We start from the raw sequence: 15581 nt of genomic DNA on the forward strand, positions 1-15581 counted from the left end.
ACAGTTAACCGAGGTGAGGCGCGTTGCAGACTGGCGGTTTTTGGGCCGGAGCAGTAGGTCCGCTTGCGACAAGGAAAGAACGACAGCGGACCTTCAACCCCCAAGGCCATGTCGTGACTTGACGCTCACACTCCCTCATCTGCGCTCGACATTGCGAAGTTCTGCCTTATTCACTTTGCAAAATGAACTCTGCACAGCGCTTGCAGTCGACATGGGGTATGATCCTTGCTCTGCCCCCATTGGGGCTGCCGGGAGAAAAAGGGCGTGGATGTAGTTTCATGGGTGGTAAGCTTAGGTCTGGGTGAATACGCCCAAGCCTTCCGCGAAAATGACATCGACGCCGCAATGCTTCCCAGGCTGACGGGCGAGGACCTGGTGGCCCTGGGGGTCAAGTCTGTAGGGCATCGGCGCAAGCTGTTCGACGCCATTGCCGCGCTCGCCGAAAAGACGGGGGCGGCGCCACCGGCTGCATCGCTTGCCAAACCAACCGCGCCGGAGCTGCCGACCGAACAAGCTGTGGTGCGGCGCGTGGAGCGGCGGCAGCTGACAGTTATGTTTGTCGATCTCGCAGGCTCGACTAAGCTGTCGCAGCAACTCGACCCTGAAGACATGCGCGAAGTGATCCTCGCATACCAACAGGCCGTGTCGAGAGAGATCGCCCGCTACGAGGGAAGCGTTGCTAAGCTGATGGGCGACGGCGTGCTTGCCTATTTTGGCTGGCCCCGGGCGCATGAGGACGATGCAGAACGTGCAGTGCTTGCCGGTCTGGCCGCTGCATCTGCAACCGCTGGTCTAAGAGCGCCCAGCGGCAAGCCGCTTGCCGCGCGCGTCGGCATCGCCACGGGGCTGGTGGTCGTCGGCGATCTCATCGGCGAAGGGGCAGCTCAGGAAGAGGCGGTCGTCGGAGACACGCCGAACCTGGCCGCGCGCCTGCAAGCGCTTGCCCAACCGGGATGTGTGGTGGTGTCAGAAAGCACCAGAAGGCTGCTCGGGGGAGTATTCGAGGTTGAGAAGCTGAGTTCCATCGAACTCAAGGGTATTTCGGGACCGGTGTCGCCGTTTCTGGTCCTTCAGGAGCGGGCCGTAGAGACGCGCTACGACGCGCGGGTATCCAGTGCTCCTCAAATTTTGGTTGGAAGAGACCTCGAACTTCGACTTGCTCTTGAGCGTTGGGAGCAAGCGAAGAGGGGTGAAGGTCAGCTCGTGCTGCTCAGCGGCGAGGCGGGCATCGGCAAATCAAAGATCACCCGGGCCTTGATAGACGTAGTTTCACGAGGGGGGTACGCTCGCCTCGTCTATCAGTGCTCACCTTACTACTCGGGCACGCCGCTCTATCCCGCAATCCAGCAGCTGCGCCATGCTATAGGGATTGCGGAAGCTGACGGCGACGGCGAGAAGCTAAGAGCTCTCGAGCGCGCGAGGGGTCCAGAGTGCCGGTCGCTGCCGTTTCTTGCTTCTATGCTTGATGTCCCAAACCCCCAAAGCGATGCTCTTGAGGGTCTCAGCCCACAGCAGTTGCGAGCGCGCACGCTTGATGCTTTGCTAAACGACGTCCTTGATGCAGCCGCCCTGCAGCCTTTGTTATTCGTGGTCGAGGACATTCATTGGATCGATGCAACTACGCTCGAATTTTTGGATCAATGTGTCGACCGGATTCAGAACGCTCGGGTCATGATGATGGTGACCACGAGACCGACCTTCGAACATGGGTTTGGCGGGCATCCCATTGTCACGAAGCTGGCGCTTAACCGACTGGGCCGTGAACAGACCACCTCTTTAATCGAGAAGCTTGCTGGCGAAAAGCGACTGCCTTCCATCCTTGTAGACAAGATAATCGCCACGACAGATGGTGTGCCGCTCTTCATTGAAGAGCTGACAAAGAGCGTTCTCGAAATCCACGATTTCGATCGTGCCACCGTGTTCGATGATCAGGGCAGACTCATAGATCTGGATATTCCGCTGACGTTGCACGATTCGCTGATGGCTCGCCTTGACCGGTTGCAGCCAGTCAAGGAAGTCGCGCAAGCGGCCGCGTGCATCGGCCGCGAGTTCCGCTACGAGCTCCTACGGTCGGTGACACCGCTCAGCGCCGCTGCCTTGGAGGATGCTCTCGATAAGCTTGTCGAGGCCGAACTTGTATTCCGCCGAGGCAGAGACTCGGACGCACGATATACATTCAAGCACGCGCTCGTTCGCGACGCCGCCTACCATAGTATGCTGAAGACGGTGCGCCAGGACATGCACAGCAGGCTGGCCGATAAACTCATTTCGGAAATGAATGTCGAATCGGAATTGGTTGCACATCATCTCATGGCTGCAAGGCGATATCGCGAAGCAGCAGAATGCTTTCGTCAAGCCGGGCGCGCGGCCGCGGCACGATACGCCAATCCAGAGGCAGTCGCGCATTTCGCCCTTGCGCTGGAGGCCCTCAGGGCAGCAACCAAAACGGGCGACACAAATGAGCTTGAGCTCGACGTCCGGGTTGAAATGGGTGTTCCCCTCAACGCATCGGCCGGATATGCGTCCGAGAAGGTTGAAGCAAACTTTCTTCGCGCCGAGGAGCTTTGTAGATCAACAGGCCGCACCTCCAACCTTTTTTTCGTCCGGCGTTCGCTTTGGAACTTCTATCTTGACCGGCCTGAATTGCAGCGGAGCCGACACTTAGCCCAGCAACTCCTTGTCGACGCCTCGCTCGGTGAAAATCCGGAGGAAACCACGTTGGCGCATCGGGCCCTCGCCACGTCTTATCTATATCTCGGGGCGATTGAGGACGCCGCACGGGAAGCCCAGGCTGGCATCGATACCTGGGCAACTTCTGATAAAGATTTTGATGTCGCGAAATACGGAGAGGACGCCCTTTCGATCTGTCGCACTTACCTTGGCTTGGCACAGCTGCTCGCGGCGAAGGTCGAGACCGGGCTGGCGAATTGTGTATCAGCAGTAGCAACTGCGGAGCGGCTCGATCATCCGCTCAATCTGGCGTTCACTCTGATGAACCTCGGCGTTGCCAGACGCTTTCGCAACGAGCCGGCCGAATGCCGTCAGATCGCTGAGCGGATGCTGTTCTTGGCTGACGAGCGCAAGCTGGCATTCTGGTCAGGGGGTGCTCGCGCACTTCTCGGGTGGGCTATTGGTGCCGAAACGCCCGACGAAGGGCTGAACATGGTGCGCGAGGGCGTAAATCGATGGCGCTCCACCGGCGCTGAGCTGCACTTGCCGCACTTCTATTCATCAATGGCGGACATTTGCCTCCGGCATGGACGGATCGAGGAGGGGCTCGAAGCGATCGCGAATGCCATGGAGGTAATGGACAAGACGGACGAGAGATGGGCGCAAGCCGAGGTCGAGCGTATTCAGGGTTGTTTAGTTGCCAAGACCGACGTGAACCGAGGCATGGAGCTCCTGGCCAACGCCTGTGATACCGCAATTAGACAACGCGCACGCTGGTTGGCAGTTCGTGCGGCAACCGAACTGGTAAATATTTCGGCAAACTCGGACCAAGGGGTCCGACCCGAACATCGGAAGCTGCTTCAGATCGGAGATGTTACCGAAGGCTTCGAAACTGCGGTCATCAGAGAGGCCGCCAGGATTCTGCGTAGCACAACACTAGATTCTAACCCGTCTACCGAACAGTCCGAGGAGCAGACCGATTGGGCTGCCACCCAAAACTGAAACTCAGTTTCCCGTGCCAAACTGAGATCTCCGCAAAAGGGGTGGGGAATGGCTGACTCTCAAGGTCAGGTATGAGGCGCATTCCTGCCAGTGGTCGGCGCATTAATGATGTCCGCTTTTGATGAATGGACGGGACCTCAGGAATGACTGGATTGAGGCGCAAAGCTGCCACGAAGCCTGGCCAGACTGAATCAGGAATTCGTCAGAAATCTGACTTGCCATACGACCGCCTCTGACTGTCAGGAATTAGGCCCGGATGCGGACGGGCAGCTTCCGACGTTCGCACGTAAATAGGGAACGGGGCGGGTCGTTGGCTTCGCCAGCGCCGCGTCCGAGACGCCGCGGATGCCTATCCCGGACTCGAACTCTGCAAAATCCTCGCCCTTTCACTGCCGTGACAAGGATTCGATTCCCCCTGAGCGTACAAGACTTTTGAAGTACTTAGCGCTCCCACCAGCGCTTTAGTCAGATATGGATGCAATGAGCGTCTACCTGTGGCTGCGGAAAAGCGCACGATTCTTTGGACTGAGCAGCGGACTGAAAATCCGCGTGTCGGTGGTTCGAATCCGCTCTCTGGGCACCAGCTCTTTCTGTGTACGGCCCGGAGACATGGGTAACATTCTGTACCTAAGACATGGGTGACAACCTCGTGCCGAACGGGTTGTCGATGGTTTGCAAGGTCCTTTGTTCCAGGTCGATATATCCGAGATCATAGTGCATGAAGCTGATGAGCCAAATGCCGTCGTCGACTTCGGTGATTCCGAGCCTTTGGCCGGCGAGCACGGTGGAGATGTTGATCTTCTTCCTGTGCATGCAGATGCGGCCGCAGGCGGTGACGAGAATGTCCTTGTCATGGAAGGGGTAGTCCAGCTCGGGGAGGCCTTGATAGGCTCTTGAAGAAGCTCTGTAGAGCTCGGCTGGCACTTTCATTTGGATCGCCTCGTGGGGCCTCTCGTCGTTGAATTCGCTCATGAAAGCATCGAACCGGGCCTGCTGCTGGAGGGCGTTCATGCCCGGCGGCCGCGTGGTCTCCTGCTTCAGGGTGCGGTGCATGCGCTCATGGCGGCCGTTCTGCTGCGGGTGACCGGGCTTGATGCGCTCGACGGCGATGCCGAGCCTGAGCCAGAAGACCGACAGCTTCGAGAGGTTGTAAAGGCCGTTGGGGCTGGCGAAGGGCAGGCCATTGTCGCTTCTGATCGCTTCCGGCAGGCCGCGTTCCTTGAAGAGCCGGACGAAAGCCTCGAGGACCGGAACCTCCTTTGTCGATTCAAGAGCTTCGCAGGCCAGCAGGTAGCGCGAGGCCTGGTCGGTGACCGTCAGGGGGTAACAGTATTGGCGGTTGCCGAGCTTGAACTNCTTCGCAGGCCAGCAGGTAGCGCGAGGCCTGGTCGGTGACCGTCAGGGGGTAACAGTATTGGCGGTTGCCGAGCTTGAACTCGCCCTTGAAGTCGGCGCACCACAGATCGTTGGGCACAACCGCCTGGGACAGTTGCGTGCCCACGGCCTTGTTCGCTCGGTTCCTCTTGCGGGCCTGGCTCACAAGGCCGTGGCGATCGAGCACGGCATGAACGGTGCTCCTGGCCGGGATGCGGACGTCGCCGGCCAGCCTGCGCACCAGCAGCTCGCGTATCTTCCTGGCACCCCAGTGCGGCTTCTCCCGCTTGCTCTCCACGATCAGCCGCTCGATCTGGTCGGGAAGCTGGTTGGCGTAGCGCACCGGCCGCCGCGAGCGGTCGGTGAGCGCATCCAGCCCGTCCTCCTTGTAGCGGTTGAAGATCTTGTAGCCGGTCTTGCGCGAGATGCCGAACTCGCGGCACACATCGCTCATGCCTTCCCCGTCGAGAAGACGAGCCACAAAACGAAGACGTTCCTCCATCACCGAACACTCTTTCCACGGCATCAACACCTCCGGCCAAAAGCCAAAAGTGTTACCCATGTGTCCGGTACAAATCGTCACCTATGTCTCGGGCCGCTCACTGTTGTTTGCATCCCGGTGACGGCGATCGGTTTCTATAGGAGTTGACGTCCGACCATCTAGCGCCCCTGTTCGAGGCATGGCATCGAGAAGCTGTGAAACTCTTCAAAATGCCCCGGAAAGTTCCGGGCGAGATACCGCACCACTTTGGAATTATCCATCATCCGGTCGAAAAAGCGGTTGGCTGCGACAAGCTCCAGGCCGACCTGACCATGCTGTTCCGCGGCGCTGAGAACCGCAAGGCTCAGCGCGCCGACATCGAGCACCAACGCGCCGCGCTGGTCTTCAGCCTGTGTGGTGATGGTTGAGAGATTAAAACCCTCCGCCAGCAGGGCTTGAGGTGTCAGAGCGACGAGTAGTCTCGTGTAGGTGATCCTGACCCGGTCCATCGCCACCATCAGCCGGGCAATCTCCAATTGCCTGGCTGGCAGCACCTTCTGGAGCAACCCGAAGATTTGTGTTTTCACCGGCGCGTCGCGAAGCAGGTCGAGGACATCAGGGCAAATCCCGTTAACGGCTTTCCGGTTCTCGCCTGTCTCGGAAGCGGGTTTTCCGGCAGGGCAGAACATTTGCGGCTCGCCGGTCGCGCCACGCACCCTATGTGCCAGTAGCCTTGGCATTGTCCCGAGGCCCTCGGACACCAGTGTGGCGCAAAATTGCTTGTCGCGCATCATCAGGTGGAGCGCCGCGACGATCCGGTCCAGGCTCTGTTCAGACTTTGCCGCTTGCGTGACGAAATCGCGCATGCGTTTGCATTCCGTATCGTAGGTCGCCAAAAATTCGTGTGAACGAAGCCTCTTCTTGGACCCTAATGCGCCAGCAACAATATTGCTCGCATGTCTGTCGCCACCGTTTTCCAACGCACGGTAGGCGGCGTCCTTGGCTAAGCGCTTGACTACCAAGCCACCCCCCCGACAGGCTCTCGCTCTGCCAGCCTGATAATGGGGTCGAGCGTGGGAAAAATATAGCTGTCCAGCGGTATCCCATTGATGGCATGCAGTTCCGATTTGCCCGCGATCTCATGGGCAGGCGCAATCAAATAGTCCCGAATGGTCAGGTCGCCGGGATTCATACGGATCAGGACGAAAATGTCGGGTAGCGGCCGTTTATCGGCCTTCGAAAACCAGCGTGGATAGCCGAAGCCGGAAACCCTGCATCGTCCCATTGTAATCGCCACCGTGATCTCCTCGTTTATCCGCAGGAGGTCCATCGCCATGTCATGGGCAGCAACCCCGCCCTGCCTATTAATCGCGCCCACAAGATCCCGGATAACCTGCAGCCTCATTGATTCCAGGCGCCGGTTCACGCCAATGAAGCGGTAGTTTTTGGATGGCTCGTATCCGATCAATTCATAGGCTTTGACAATGGTTCCAAAACGCCACTGGTAGCGTTGGGCCGGCGGGCACCTGGGATCCGCGTCGATCATGGCCAACGACAAGGCGCCACGGCGAGCCAGAAGTGCCCTAAGGGCGGCCAGCATCTCGTCGTTGGTCATGTGGCGATAGATGGTCTTGAGGACGATCTGCGCGCGGTCGAACAATTTGCGATCGACGATCGGCTCCAGGACGTTTTCCACCCGCACCCACTGTTCCGGGGGATTGCGGACTTGATGGCTTCTCAGCCGGGCCGAATGCTTGTTCCAGATGCTGTTGCCAATGTAGTTTTCGTTGGTCAGCACCGAGTGCACGGATTCCCGCGTCCATGGTCGCCCCAAATCGCTGAGTTCGCCGCGCTTGTTGAGCAGTCTTGCCATCTCCAGCTCTGTCTTGCGTGTTCTGACAAAGTGACTGAAGATCCACTTCACTGTCGCAATCTCGTCAGGCGGGCCGAGCACCAGAACTATTCGATCCGTCTGCTGGCTCTTGTATTCGCGGGATGAAAGGATGCCTTTTGAGCGGCCGTGTTGATCGACAAGCAGGCGCCGCAGGCCAAAGCCGGCCTTCCCACCCTGCCGGAAGCCCAGCCGGATCAACCTCGCCTGGCCGATGAAGACTTTTTGCGAGAGCATTCTGCTCTGCTCGGCAGCCATGCTCCGTTTGATTGCTTTGAGGACGTCTGACCCGATGCTGCCGTCATTTGCGAATTGCTCGGCGCAAAATTCGATACGCACGCCGGCCATCTGGCATCGGTATTCGTAGGCTGCGCTTTCATCAATGTTCTGAAAACGCCCCCAACGGCTTACATCATAGACCACAACCGTCTCAAAATCGGCTCGCCCACTTTCGACATCGGCCAACAGCTTCTGAAGACCGGGACGCCCTCCAAGGTTTAAACCGCTGCGACCGAGGTCCTCGTAAGTGGCGACAATGTCGTAAGCCATGATATCGGCATAGTCGCGAATGGCATCCGCTTGGTTGTCGATCGAGTAGGTCTGGTGTTCCGTCGACATCCGCACGTACTGCGCGGCGCGAACTCTAGGCACAGTCTGGTTCCCGCCATCTAACTTTGGCACTTTCCCCACACTCTCGACCGTTGCCCAGGCAATGTCTGCCTGGGGCATGCCAAACCTACTAGGCAGCTTCCTACGGTCCCATTAGGAATACCTCGACAGTTTGTGTCGAATGGCTCGATAGTCTGATCGAGCCTCGAAGCCGCTCCTTGGGGGAACCGACCCGTGCGCCACTATATCGGACTGATCCACAAGCAAGCGGACAGCGACTTCGGCGTATCCTTTCCCGACTTTCCGGGCGTGGTCACCGCCGCACCAGCCTGGACGACGCCCGCGCCTTGGCCGAAGAGGCCCTGGCCTTCCATCTCGAAGGCCTTGTCGAGGATGGCGAAGCCGTTCCCGAGCCATCATCCCCGGAAGATGTCATGTCGAACAATGACAATCTTAGCCGGGTCGCCGTCCTGGTAGCGCTCAAAGCCGAGACCACAAAGGTGGTGCGCGTCAACGTCACCATTCCCGAAGATGTCCTCGACCAGATAGATCGATCTACGGAACGCCATGGCTATAGCCGGTCCGGATTCCTGACCGCCGCCGCGAAAGAGGCGATGCGCGACGAGCCAGCCTAGCTGCTCCTCAACGGATTCAAACCGAGGCGCTACCGACCTGTTCGCGCAAGCCGTTTCCGGTTTGGCAACCATTGTCTTCAAGGCCCGAGAAACCACGTCTCATTTCGTGAGCGGGCGTGCCGCCGTTTGGCCGCAATGCGCCAGCAACTGGCAACCATTCGCCCCGATCCGCGTTTGGGGCTCCAAAGGAGTTCCAAGATGATCATCAGACAAACCATTGCCGCCGTGCTCATGAGTGCCGCCCTGGCAGGCTGCGCGACCCAGACCGAACAGCAGCAGAGGGCAACCAACGGCGCGCTCATCGGCGGCGGTGTCGGCGCCCTCGCCGGCCAGGCACTGGGCGGCAACACCGAAAGCACGGTCGTGGGTGCCGCCGGCGGCGCCTTGCTCGGCGCCGTCATCGGCCAGTCGACCACGCCGCAGCGCCGCGGCGAACAGCTTTGCCGCTACCAGGACCGCCGCGGCCGGATCTACACGGCGCCTTGCGATGATCGCTATTACAACAACGACTATTGATCCAGCCTCCCTGGAAGTGCGGCTCTCTAACCTTTGCTGCCGCCCTTCCAGGGACCCGGGATCCGTTCGGCGTTTCACACTATGAGACCCCGCTCCGACACCCTCTGCCTCATGAGCTTGCGCTTGGTGCTTGCAAGTATCCATTTCGCGGAGGCGGCGTGAAGCGGTGGTTTTCGGCGCCAACAATGACATCGCATTGCGGCTGCTGAAAGTGTCGACAGCGACCATGGCTGCGGCCGAGAGCCGGGGTGACGGTCACGCTGCCAAGCAGCATCAAGGCGCCAAGCGCGCCTTGGTCAAGCGAACGGCTTGCGCTGCATGCACAAAATGTGGGATAATTTGTTAGGTGGAGATTCTCGCTCACACCATCCAAAGGCCTCCTTCGGAGGCCTTTTTCATGTCGTGGTGGCTGGCAACTGAGTGCCACAACGATTAGGTGGCAGTCCCTGCCTAGGCGAAGAGTTGCACTGCCGCCAAGGTCCTTCGACCGCTTTCACGTCGTAAGCTTGGAGAACAATCCCGATGCTCAACAGCATTGCGGGCTGGCTCGATGCTGCAACTGCAATTGCCATTGTTCGGCTCCTGATTGACCTCATGAACCTGTACCGCTCCGCTGCCGCCAAGAAGGCGCCGGACGGCAGGCGCGCGGGATCAAAGCCGATACGCAAGCGCCGTCCGCGTCGCCGCTGAACCGCGTCTTCCCAACCCACTCAAACTGTGACTGCGATGGTTTGGCCCACCAGCGACCCGTGCACTCATCATATGGCGTCGACCGTATCCAGCTCGCGTGCCCTGCTCGGTGATGCGGTCGGCGCCGACGGGTGATGATGCGGGTGGCGTCGCGAAGGCAGCCAGCCGGCGCGCCGCGCGCCTAGTCGATTTCGTCGTTAGTGGCGCGTGTTGCAAGTCAAGCACTGTGAAGCACAGCATCCAGATCGGACCTGCTGCCGTGTCGAATGGAATAGGCGCGAGTGATTTCCGCACCAAAAAGAAAAATTTCCGCCGAGTAGTAAGCCCACAACAGGATGACGAGGAGCCCACCGGCGGCCCCATATGAGGCCGCGACCGCGCTGGAGCCTATATACCAACCGATAAGCGATTTCCCGAGGGTGAACAGGGCAGCGGTCACAACAGCGCCAATCCAGACATCCCGCCATTCCAGGGTTCGATCAGGCAAGACCTTGAAGATAGCGGCGAAAATGGCAGCGAGGAGGACAAAAGAAACGACCGCGTTGATAACGCCCAGGACAAGTGTCCCGAACGGCAACTGTGCGTTGATGAGGCTGCCTAGGGCCGAAATCGCCGCGCTCGCGACTAGAGAGACGAGCAACATGAAGCCAAGTGCGGTGACCAGTCCCAGACTTACCGCACGTGCGCGCACCAGGCGCGACAACGAACTGCCCTGCGCTTCGACCTTCCATATCATGTTCAAAGACTGCTGTATTTCGCCGAAGACCCCGGAAGCGCTCACAAGCAAGGTGATGATGCCAATCACCGCCGCCCAGGTGCCGCCGGATGGCTTTTCGGATGCGCTCTTCAGTGCGGTTTGCAGGATATTTGCGCTTTCTGTACCCATCATCCCTGTGATTTGGGCGGACAATGCCGCTTGGGCTGCCTCGTGACCGAATGCGAGACCCGCAATTGCAACCACGATGAGCAGAATTGGCGCCAACGATGTTGTGGCATAAAAAGCGATCGCCGCGCCATGGCTGAGAGCATTGTCGTTGACGAACCCAACGACGGCTTCTCGCACCATTGCCCATGCATTTGTGATCGCGCGATGCATTTTGCGCCCCAGTCGAATTGGCGTTCACTAGCAATGCACCAGCACATGTGATGTTCCGGTTGCGGGCTACTAACGCCCTCAGGGGGAGCAGGCAACGTCAGTGATGCGGCCTATGACGGTCCGCGACCGTGCCAGCCAAACGCGAGCACCCCGGCCGAGCACGAACTTGAACGCCTCGTCCTGCTTCTCGAACGTCTGGAGGATCGCGCTGCCGTCGAGGACCTGAAAGCCGCGTTGATAGGCGAAGCGGACGGTAAGGCGATCTGCTGCTGGCATGGCTCCGATATAGCGTTCAATCTTCCTCGCGGAAATCCTACAGTGAGGCATGACGCAGGTCATCCTCGCCGCGCAGGTGCTTCACGCGTCCAATGAGGCCCGGCTTGACCCACTGCGTGGCCGGCCGCTTCATGCCCTTGGGTGCCGGCCCGGCGTGCTCTTGAACGCGCTTCCATAGCCGTTCGCGAATTGCTCGGCTGGAGTTGATGAACGCTGAGCCGACATACTGCCCGGTCTTCCGATCGGCCATGAGCGCAAAGGCCGGCTTGCCGGGTTCCCGCTCGACACCGAGCAGGTCGTATTCCTCCACCATGTAGCTTTTGATCTTCAGCCAAGCCGTCGACCGACCGCTGCGGTATTTGCTGTCACGACGCTTCGATACCATGCCCTCAAGGCCGGCTTCATCGATCAGGTGGAATATGGCTTTAGCGTTTCCGGGCAGCGCCTGGCTGAATTGGATGCGGATATCGGCAGGAATCATGCTTTCAAGGATCTCACGCCGTTCCTGCAAGGCCATGTCGCGCAGATCGTGGCCGTTGAGGTGGAGGAGATCAAAGGCAACGAAATAGAGGTCGTGCTGCCGGCGTGTGATCGCCTTGCGCAGCGCGGCGAAGTCGGAAAGGCCGGCTTCGTTCAGAACGATGATTTCTCCGTCTATGATTGCGCTCTCGGCGCCGAGCTCTGCGCTTGCGGCCACGATGTCGCGGTATTTGGTTGTCCAGTCGAGCCCGCGACGGGTGTAGATCCGCGTCCCGTCCTCATCGATGACCATCTGGGAACGGTAGCCGTCAAACTTCACCTCGTGAGTCCATCCATCGCCCTCGGGAGGCTTCTCCACCAAGGTCGGCATCAAAGGCTCGATGAACTTCAAACGCATGCACTGACCCACGCCCGGCGATTCAAGCAGCGAGCCCGAAATCGGTTCCGGAACATTTTAGCTCAAATGCATGTTTCAATGGTTATGAAGATCGAAGCCGACGAATGCCGGGCAGCGCTGACGCTCATCCGGCGCACAATCGAGGATCACTGCCCGCCCGGCGTGCTGCCCAGCGAGGAAGCGGTGAACGGTCTCTATGGGCCGGGGCTCATGGATGAGGCGGAAGCAAGCGGCTGCTGCCATCGTCGCAACGATCGACCAGATGCAATTGCGCGTGATGATGAAACCGCCGTCCCCCTAGTAAATAGAGCCGCCACTCGGTGCCCTTCTGGTTTGTTCAGTTTTAAATGGAGGGCGCCGGCCCCAGACCTTTTCCAGAAAGGCCATCAACCTGCGAGGTGATCTCGTCGACCCTCACCTTATCGCCGATCTCTCTCGCCCAAGCCAAGGCCTTGGCCTTGTCTTTCGTGGTCAGCACAGCGCGCCAGTGCTCCGCTTCAACGACGCTCACAACGTAGGTTCTCACCGGCTCGTCGACCATGCTCCACCTTTGCTTAAGTTCATTAAGGTGTGGTGCCTTCACATTAGCATTAGCGTATATAACTTGGTAGTCGGCCGCATTTGCCTATTTCCCAGCCGGCCAGGCCCGGCGCGTTCTTGGCGGAGCCCCGCTACGGTGCCGGGCCACTTAAAACGGCTACCAAACCACGTAGCTCGGAACTTCTGCTTAGAAGTTCCGTACCGCCAAGGCTTTGAACCTAGCGCCAATCTGCTCAGGCGATCCGCTGCGTGAATGCCGCTCGAACAGCGCGAAGGCGAAGTTTTCAATATTTAGCGGAACCTAATGTGGCGTTCAAAGTTAGGGCGGCCGTTGCTGAGGATCCCACCTTGAAAAATGGAATACCGAGGGTTGCAAAATGGGCGGAGGCGAGCCTAGTGGACCACGCCTTCGATGAACTGGTGGTCGGATTCCCACTGGTCTTTCATGCGACTTAGCCTCTCTTCCAGGTGGCGCATGTTTCCGTCGTCACGGCTACATCCGAGGTGTGCGATGAGCACCTTTTTACCGCTTTTCGTTAAGCTGGTAGACCGGAATCAATGACGGTTTCCTCTATCTGTGAGGCCGAGGAAGCGCTCCAGGGGCAGTGGCCAAATAAGGAAGCGGCGGCCTATAGGAATGCGTGCCGATTAATTGCGGAGGCCAAGGATGGAAGCTGCAGTCCGGCCGTAGCATTTGCGGCGTTCAAGGCCGCCNGAAGCGGCGGCCTATAGGAATGCGTGCCGATTAATTGCGGAGGCCAAGGATGGAAGCTGCAGTCCGGCCGTAGCATTTGCGGCGTTCAAGGCTGCCGCTATCGACCAGCGCTTGCTGCAGCCCGGCGCTCGGCATGTTCGACACATAAACCATCGTGATGATGGAGCCGACGTCCGCTAGTATCAAATAGGGACCGACACAGGGGAGTCTCGCTTGGTCGCTCGACGGTGGGCTCGCACCGACCGGGGCAGGTGATGCGAGCCCGGCCGAGTCTTGCGGGACCTCGACCAGCAGCGATCACCCACTCGCTGCCGTTCTATCAACCAGCCCCCAAATTTCAGGTTCCGCTAATGTACAAAAAAGCCCACCAACCGTTGAGGTAGTGGGCAGTTTTGGGAGACACTGAAATGGGAACAGTGCGACCGCCCGAAGTGTTTCGAGGCGACGATGTTCCAACGGGGATTCACAGATCCGCGCTTTCGATGTTCAGAGAAGGGCGGTCAAGTTGCTCGCTTCGGGGGAGCTTCCAATCCTAGACGAGAAGACTGATCGCCAGCGAAAGCGACGGCATCTGCCTCATTTTCGAATGCTCGGGAATACGTTTCACCGTTCCTCCCTATGATGCGAACAACCCACTCGCCTAACGAATGGCGGACCTCTAGGAAGAGGGAAGACGAAGACGGCGGCCGGTAAGTGACGCTGTCCAATGCCCTCGGGAGGCTTGTCCCGCCAAAATCAGCTCCATCATCGGAGGAATGAACTTCACGCATGCACTGCTCCCGAGACCGCGAGTCAATTAGCGCGTGCTTAATTAGTTCCGGAGCGTTTTAACGAATCGTTGACCGCGCTGTCCCAGAATAGGACGGCGCGGTCAAACCCCAACCTTGGCTGCGCAGGCGGCTTCGGCACTCAGTTCCACCCCCGAGCTGTCGGAGCCGCCACCCACCCCACACTTATACCAGCAATGGTTGAATCAACCGTTACTGCACGTGCTTTCCATGGCGCTTCCCTGAGGTTTATCGACTTCTGGGTACGGAAATAGCAGATGGCGCCCGTCGCCCCGTCCTCGACGCGCTCGACCAGGCNTTTTAACGAATCGTTGACCGCGCTGTCCCAGAATAGGACGGCGCGGTCAAACCCCAACCTTGGCTGCGCAGGCGGCTCTGGCATCGAGTTCCACCCCGAACTGTCGGAGCCGCCACCCACATTCCACAATTTACCAGCAATGGTTGAATCAACCGTTACTGCACGTGCTTTCCATGGCGCTTCCCTGATCATTAGACTTCGAGGGAACAAACCGGGGATACACAGAGGCGTTTCGATCTAGACTCGACCGATGGAAACCATCTTCGATGACATCGCCAACGCCCTCAGAGAGCCCCGCCAGGATGCTTGGCGCCCTGTCCGCGCCTTCGCCCTTGACCTTGCCGACAAGCTGTTCCTTGGCCTTGCCATGGGCCTGGGTGTGTTGGCTTCGGAATGGCGATCGCGGGTTAGCCGGCCCCGATCAGGTAAAACAATGCGCTAAGAACCGCAGCGACTGATGCCCCGGCTATGAGCATAAGGCGGCGGTGCTGTTCGCGCCGATTGGCAGGCTTCTTCCCGTCCGCACCCGCGTACGCGCTGTAAATTCGCCGCCCATCGTCACCGAACCTATCGCTGTTCGGGTAAGCCTTCTTAGGCTTGGATCTCGGTCGAAGTATTTTCATGGCCTAGCCCGGATCGTGAACAACACCCGAAGTTTAGCGGCTCCTGATGTATGGACTCAAGCGTGGAATGGACGCATTCTTTGCACGGGGGGAGAGAGGGCGTGGGCAAAGTCCAGCGTCATGGAGGGGCTAACCAGGCCGACCGCTGGCGCAAGAACGCCAAGCGGCGGCGGTTGTGGCGATGGCAATACCTGCCGGCGCTGGTGATGGTTCCCTTGACCGCTTTTTTCACCGTTAACCCACAAGCTCTCGACAAGGTCGTCGGGCTCATCCCAACTGGCTGGCTGAGTGGAACCCGCACGGCCGGCGCGGCGAGCTGCGATGTCAAGGGGAACATTTCCATCAATACCGGCGAGCGGATTTATCACGTCGCAGGGCAGGAGCATTACTGGGAGACGAAGATCAGTCCTCAGTACGGCGAGCGCTGGTTCTGCAGCGAAGCAGAGGCCGTCGCGGCCGGCTGGCGAAAAGCGAGAAGGTGATACGAGCCTCATGGCAGA

At 59.1% G+C, this 15581-nt stretch carries 12 protein-coding genes and 2 pseudogenes; 7 read left to right on the top strand and 7 right to left on the bottom strand.

The annotated features are described in order from the left end of the window. Positions 1-264 precede the first annotated feature (264 nt). Positions 265-3672 carry an adenylate/guanylate cyclase domain-containing protein gene (locus tag X728_RS153935; protein ID WP_023831461.1) on the top strand — a complete coding sequence of 1136 codons (3408 nt, stop codon included), beginning with the start codon at positions 265-267 and terminating at the stop codon, positions 3670-3672. 627 nt (positions 3673-4299) lie between these two features. Here the strand turns inward: X728_RS153935 and X728_RS01000000166680 are convergent. From X728_RS01000000166680 to X728_RS153925, 3 genes and pseudogenes are all read right to left on the bottom strand, one after another. After that, positions 4300-5572: pseudogene (locus X728_RS01000000166680) on the bottom strand (IS481 family transposase). A gap of 134 nt (positions 5573-5706) precedes the next feature. Beyond that, entirely contained in the window at positions 5707-6549 is an 843-nt protein-coding gene (locus X728_RS1000000167790; protein WP_245266131.1) for a plasmid partitioning protein RepB C-terminal domain-containing protein, read from the bottom strand. Then, entirely contained in the window at positions 6543-8147 is a 1605-nt protein-coding gene (locus tag X728_RS153925; protein ID WP_023831463.1) for a recombinase family protein, read from the bottom strand. The genes X728_RS1000000167790 and X728_RS153925 overlap by 7 nt, the downstream gene beginning before the upstream one ends. Positions 8148-8261: 114 nt before the next feature. Here X728_RS153925 and X728_RS01000000166685 point away from each other — a divergent pair. From X728_RS01000000166685 to X728_RS1000000170300, 3 genes and pseudogenes are all read left to right on the top strand, one after another. Beyond that, a pseudogene (locus X728_RS01000000166685) lies at positions 8262-8662 on the top strand (type II toxin-antitoxin system HicB family antitoxin). A gap of 198 nt (positions 8663-8860) precedes the next feature. Next, complete coding sequence (locus X728_RS153920) at positions 8861-9178, top strand: YMGG-like glycine zipper-containing protein (RefSeq protein WP_023753841.1); 318 nt, start codon at positions 8861-8863, stop codon at positions 9176-9178. 522 nt (positions 9179-9700) lie between these two features. Then, positions 9701-9868 carry a hypothetical protein gene (locus X728_RS1000000170300; RefSeq protein WP_023831464.1) on the top strand — a complete coding sequence of 56 codons (168 nt, stop codon included), beginning with the start codon at positions 9701-9703 and terminating at the stop codon, positions 9866-9868. Between the two features lie 217 nt (positions 9869-10085). On the opposite strand, the gene X728_RS153915 is transcribed toward X728_RS1000000170300, so the two are convergent. The 4 genes from X728_RS153915 to X728_RS17170 form a co-directional block, all read right to left on the bottom strand. Beyond that, on the bottom strand, positions 10086-10964 hold the full coding sequence (locus tag X728_RS153915; RefSeq protein ID WP_023831465.1) for a YihY/virulence factor BrkB family protein: 879 nt from the start codon (positions 10962-10964) through the stop codon (positions 10086-10088). A gap of 78 nt (positions 10965-11042) precedes the next feature. Further along, positions 11043-11240 (bottom strand): hypothetical protein, encoded by a 198-nt coding sequence (locus X728_RS17180; protein WP_023753838.1) that lies wholly within the window; start codon positions 11238-11240, stop codon positions 11043-11045. A gap of 37 nt (positions 11241-11277) precedes the next feature. Beyond that, positions 11278-12117, bottom strand: a complete 840-nt coding sequence (locus tag X728_RS153910; RefSeq protein ID WP_023831466.1) for an ATP-dependent DNA ligase — start codon at positions 12115-12117, stop codon at positions 11278-11280. A gap of 343 nt (positions 12118-12460) precedes the next feature. Next, on the bottom strand, positions 12461-12658 hold the full coding sequence (locus X728_RS17170) for a hypothetical protein (protein ID WP_023831468.1): 198 nt from the start codon (positions 12656-12658) through the stop codon (positions 12461-12463). Between the two features lie 557 nt (positions 12659-13215). Between X728_RS17170 and X728_RS1000000168765 the strand changes: the two genes are divergently transcribed. The 3 genes from X728_RS1000000168765 to X728_RS153900 all read left to right on the top strand — a co-directional run bounded on the left by X728_RS1000000168765 (position 13216) and on the right by X728_RS153900 (position 15563). Continuing rightward, positions 13216-13389: a DUF982 domain-containing protein gene (locus tag X728_RS1000000168765; RefSeq protein WP_245266132.1), complete on the top strand. Its 174-nt coding sequence runs from the start codon at positions 13216-13218 to the stop codon at positions 13387-13389. A gap of 1319 nt (positions 13390-14708) precedes the next feature. After that, positions 14709-14900 carry a hypothetical protein gene (locus X728_RS153905; protein ID WP_023831470.1) on the top strand — a complete coding sequence of 64 codons (192 nt, stop codon included), beginning with the start codon at positions 14709-14711 and terminating at the stop codon, positions 14898-14900. A gap of 282 nt (positions 14901-15182) precedes the next feature. Beyond that, positions 15183-15563, top strand: coding sequence for a hypothetical protein (locus X728_RS153900; protein WP_023831471.1), 381 nt, complete (start codon positions 15183-15185; stop codon positions 15561-15563). The last annotated feature ends 18 nt before the right edge of the window (positions 15564-15581 follow it).

It is taken from the genome of Mesorhizobium sp. L103C119B0 (assembly GCF_000502235.1).
Classification (GTDB): Bacteria; Pseudomonadota; Alphaproteobacteria; order Rhizobiales; family Rhizobiaceae; genus Mesorhizobium.

What these genes read in the sequence shown, in the direction of transcription:
- X728_RS153925 (WP_023831463.1), bottom strand. Translation starts at nt 8,147, where the DNA reads ATGCCCCAGGCAGACATTGCCTGGGCAACGGTCGAGAGTGTGGGGAAA.
- X728_RS153905 (WP_023831470.1), top strand. Translation starts at nt 14,709, where the DNA reads ATGGAAACCATCTTCGATGACATCGCCAACGCCCTCAGAGAGCCCCGC.
- X728_RS17180 (WP_023753838.1), bottom strand. Translation starts at nt 11,240, where the DNA reads ATGCCAGCAGCAGATCGCCTTACCGTCCGCTTCGCCTATCAACGCGGC.
- X728_RS153910 (WP_023831466.1), bottom strand. Translation starts at nt 12,117, where the DNA reads ATGCGTTTGAAGTTCATCGAGCCTTTGATGCCGACCTTGGTGGAGAAG.
- X728_RS153920 (WP_023753841.1), top strand. Translation starts at nt 8,861, where the DNA reads ATGATCATCAGACAAACCATTGCCGCCGTGCTCATGAGTGCCGCCCTG.
- X728_RS1000000170300 (WP_023831464.1), top strand. Translation starts at nt 9,701, where the DNA reads ATGCTCAACAGCATTGCGGGCTGGCTCGATGCTGCAACTGCAATTGCC.
- X728_RS153915 (WP_023831465.1), bottom strand. Translation starts at nt 10,964, where the DNA reads ATGCATCGCGCGATCACAAATGCATGGGCAATGGTGCGAGAAGCCGTC.
- X728_RS17170 (WP_023831468.1), bottom strand. Translation starts at nt 12,658, where the DNA reads ATGGTCGACGAGCCGGTGAGAACCTACGTTGTGAGCGTCGTTGAAGCG.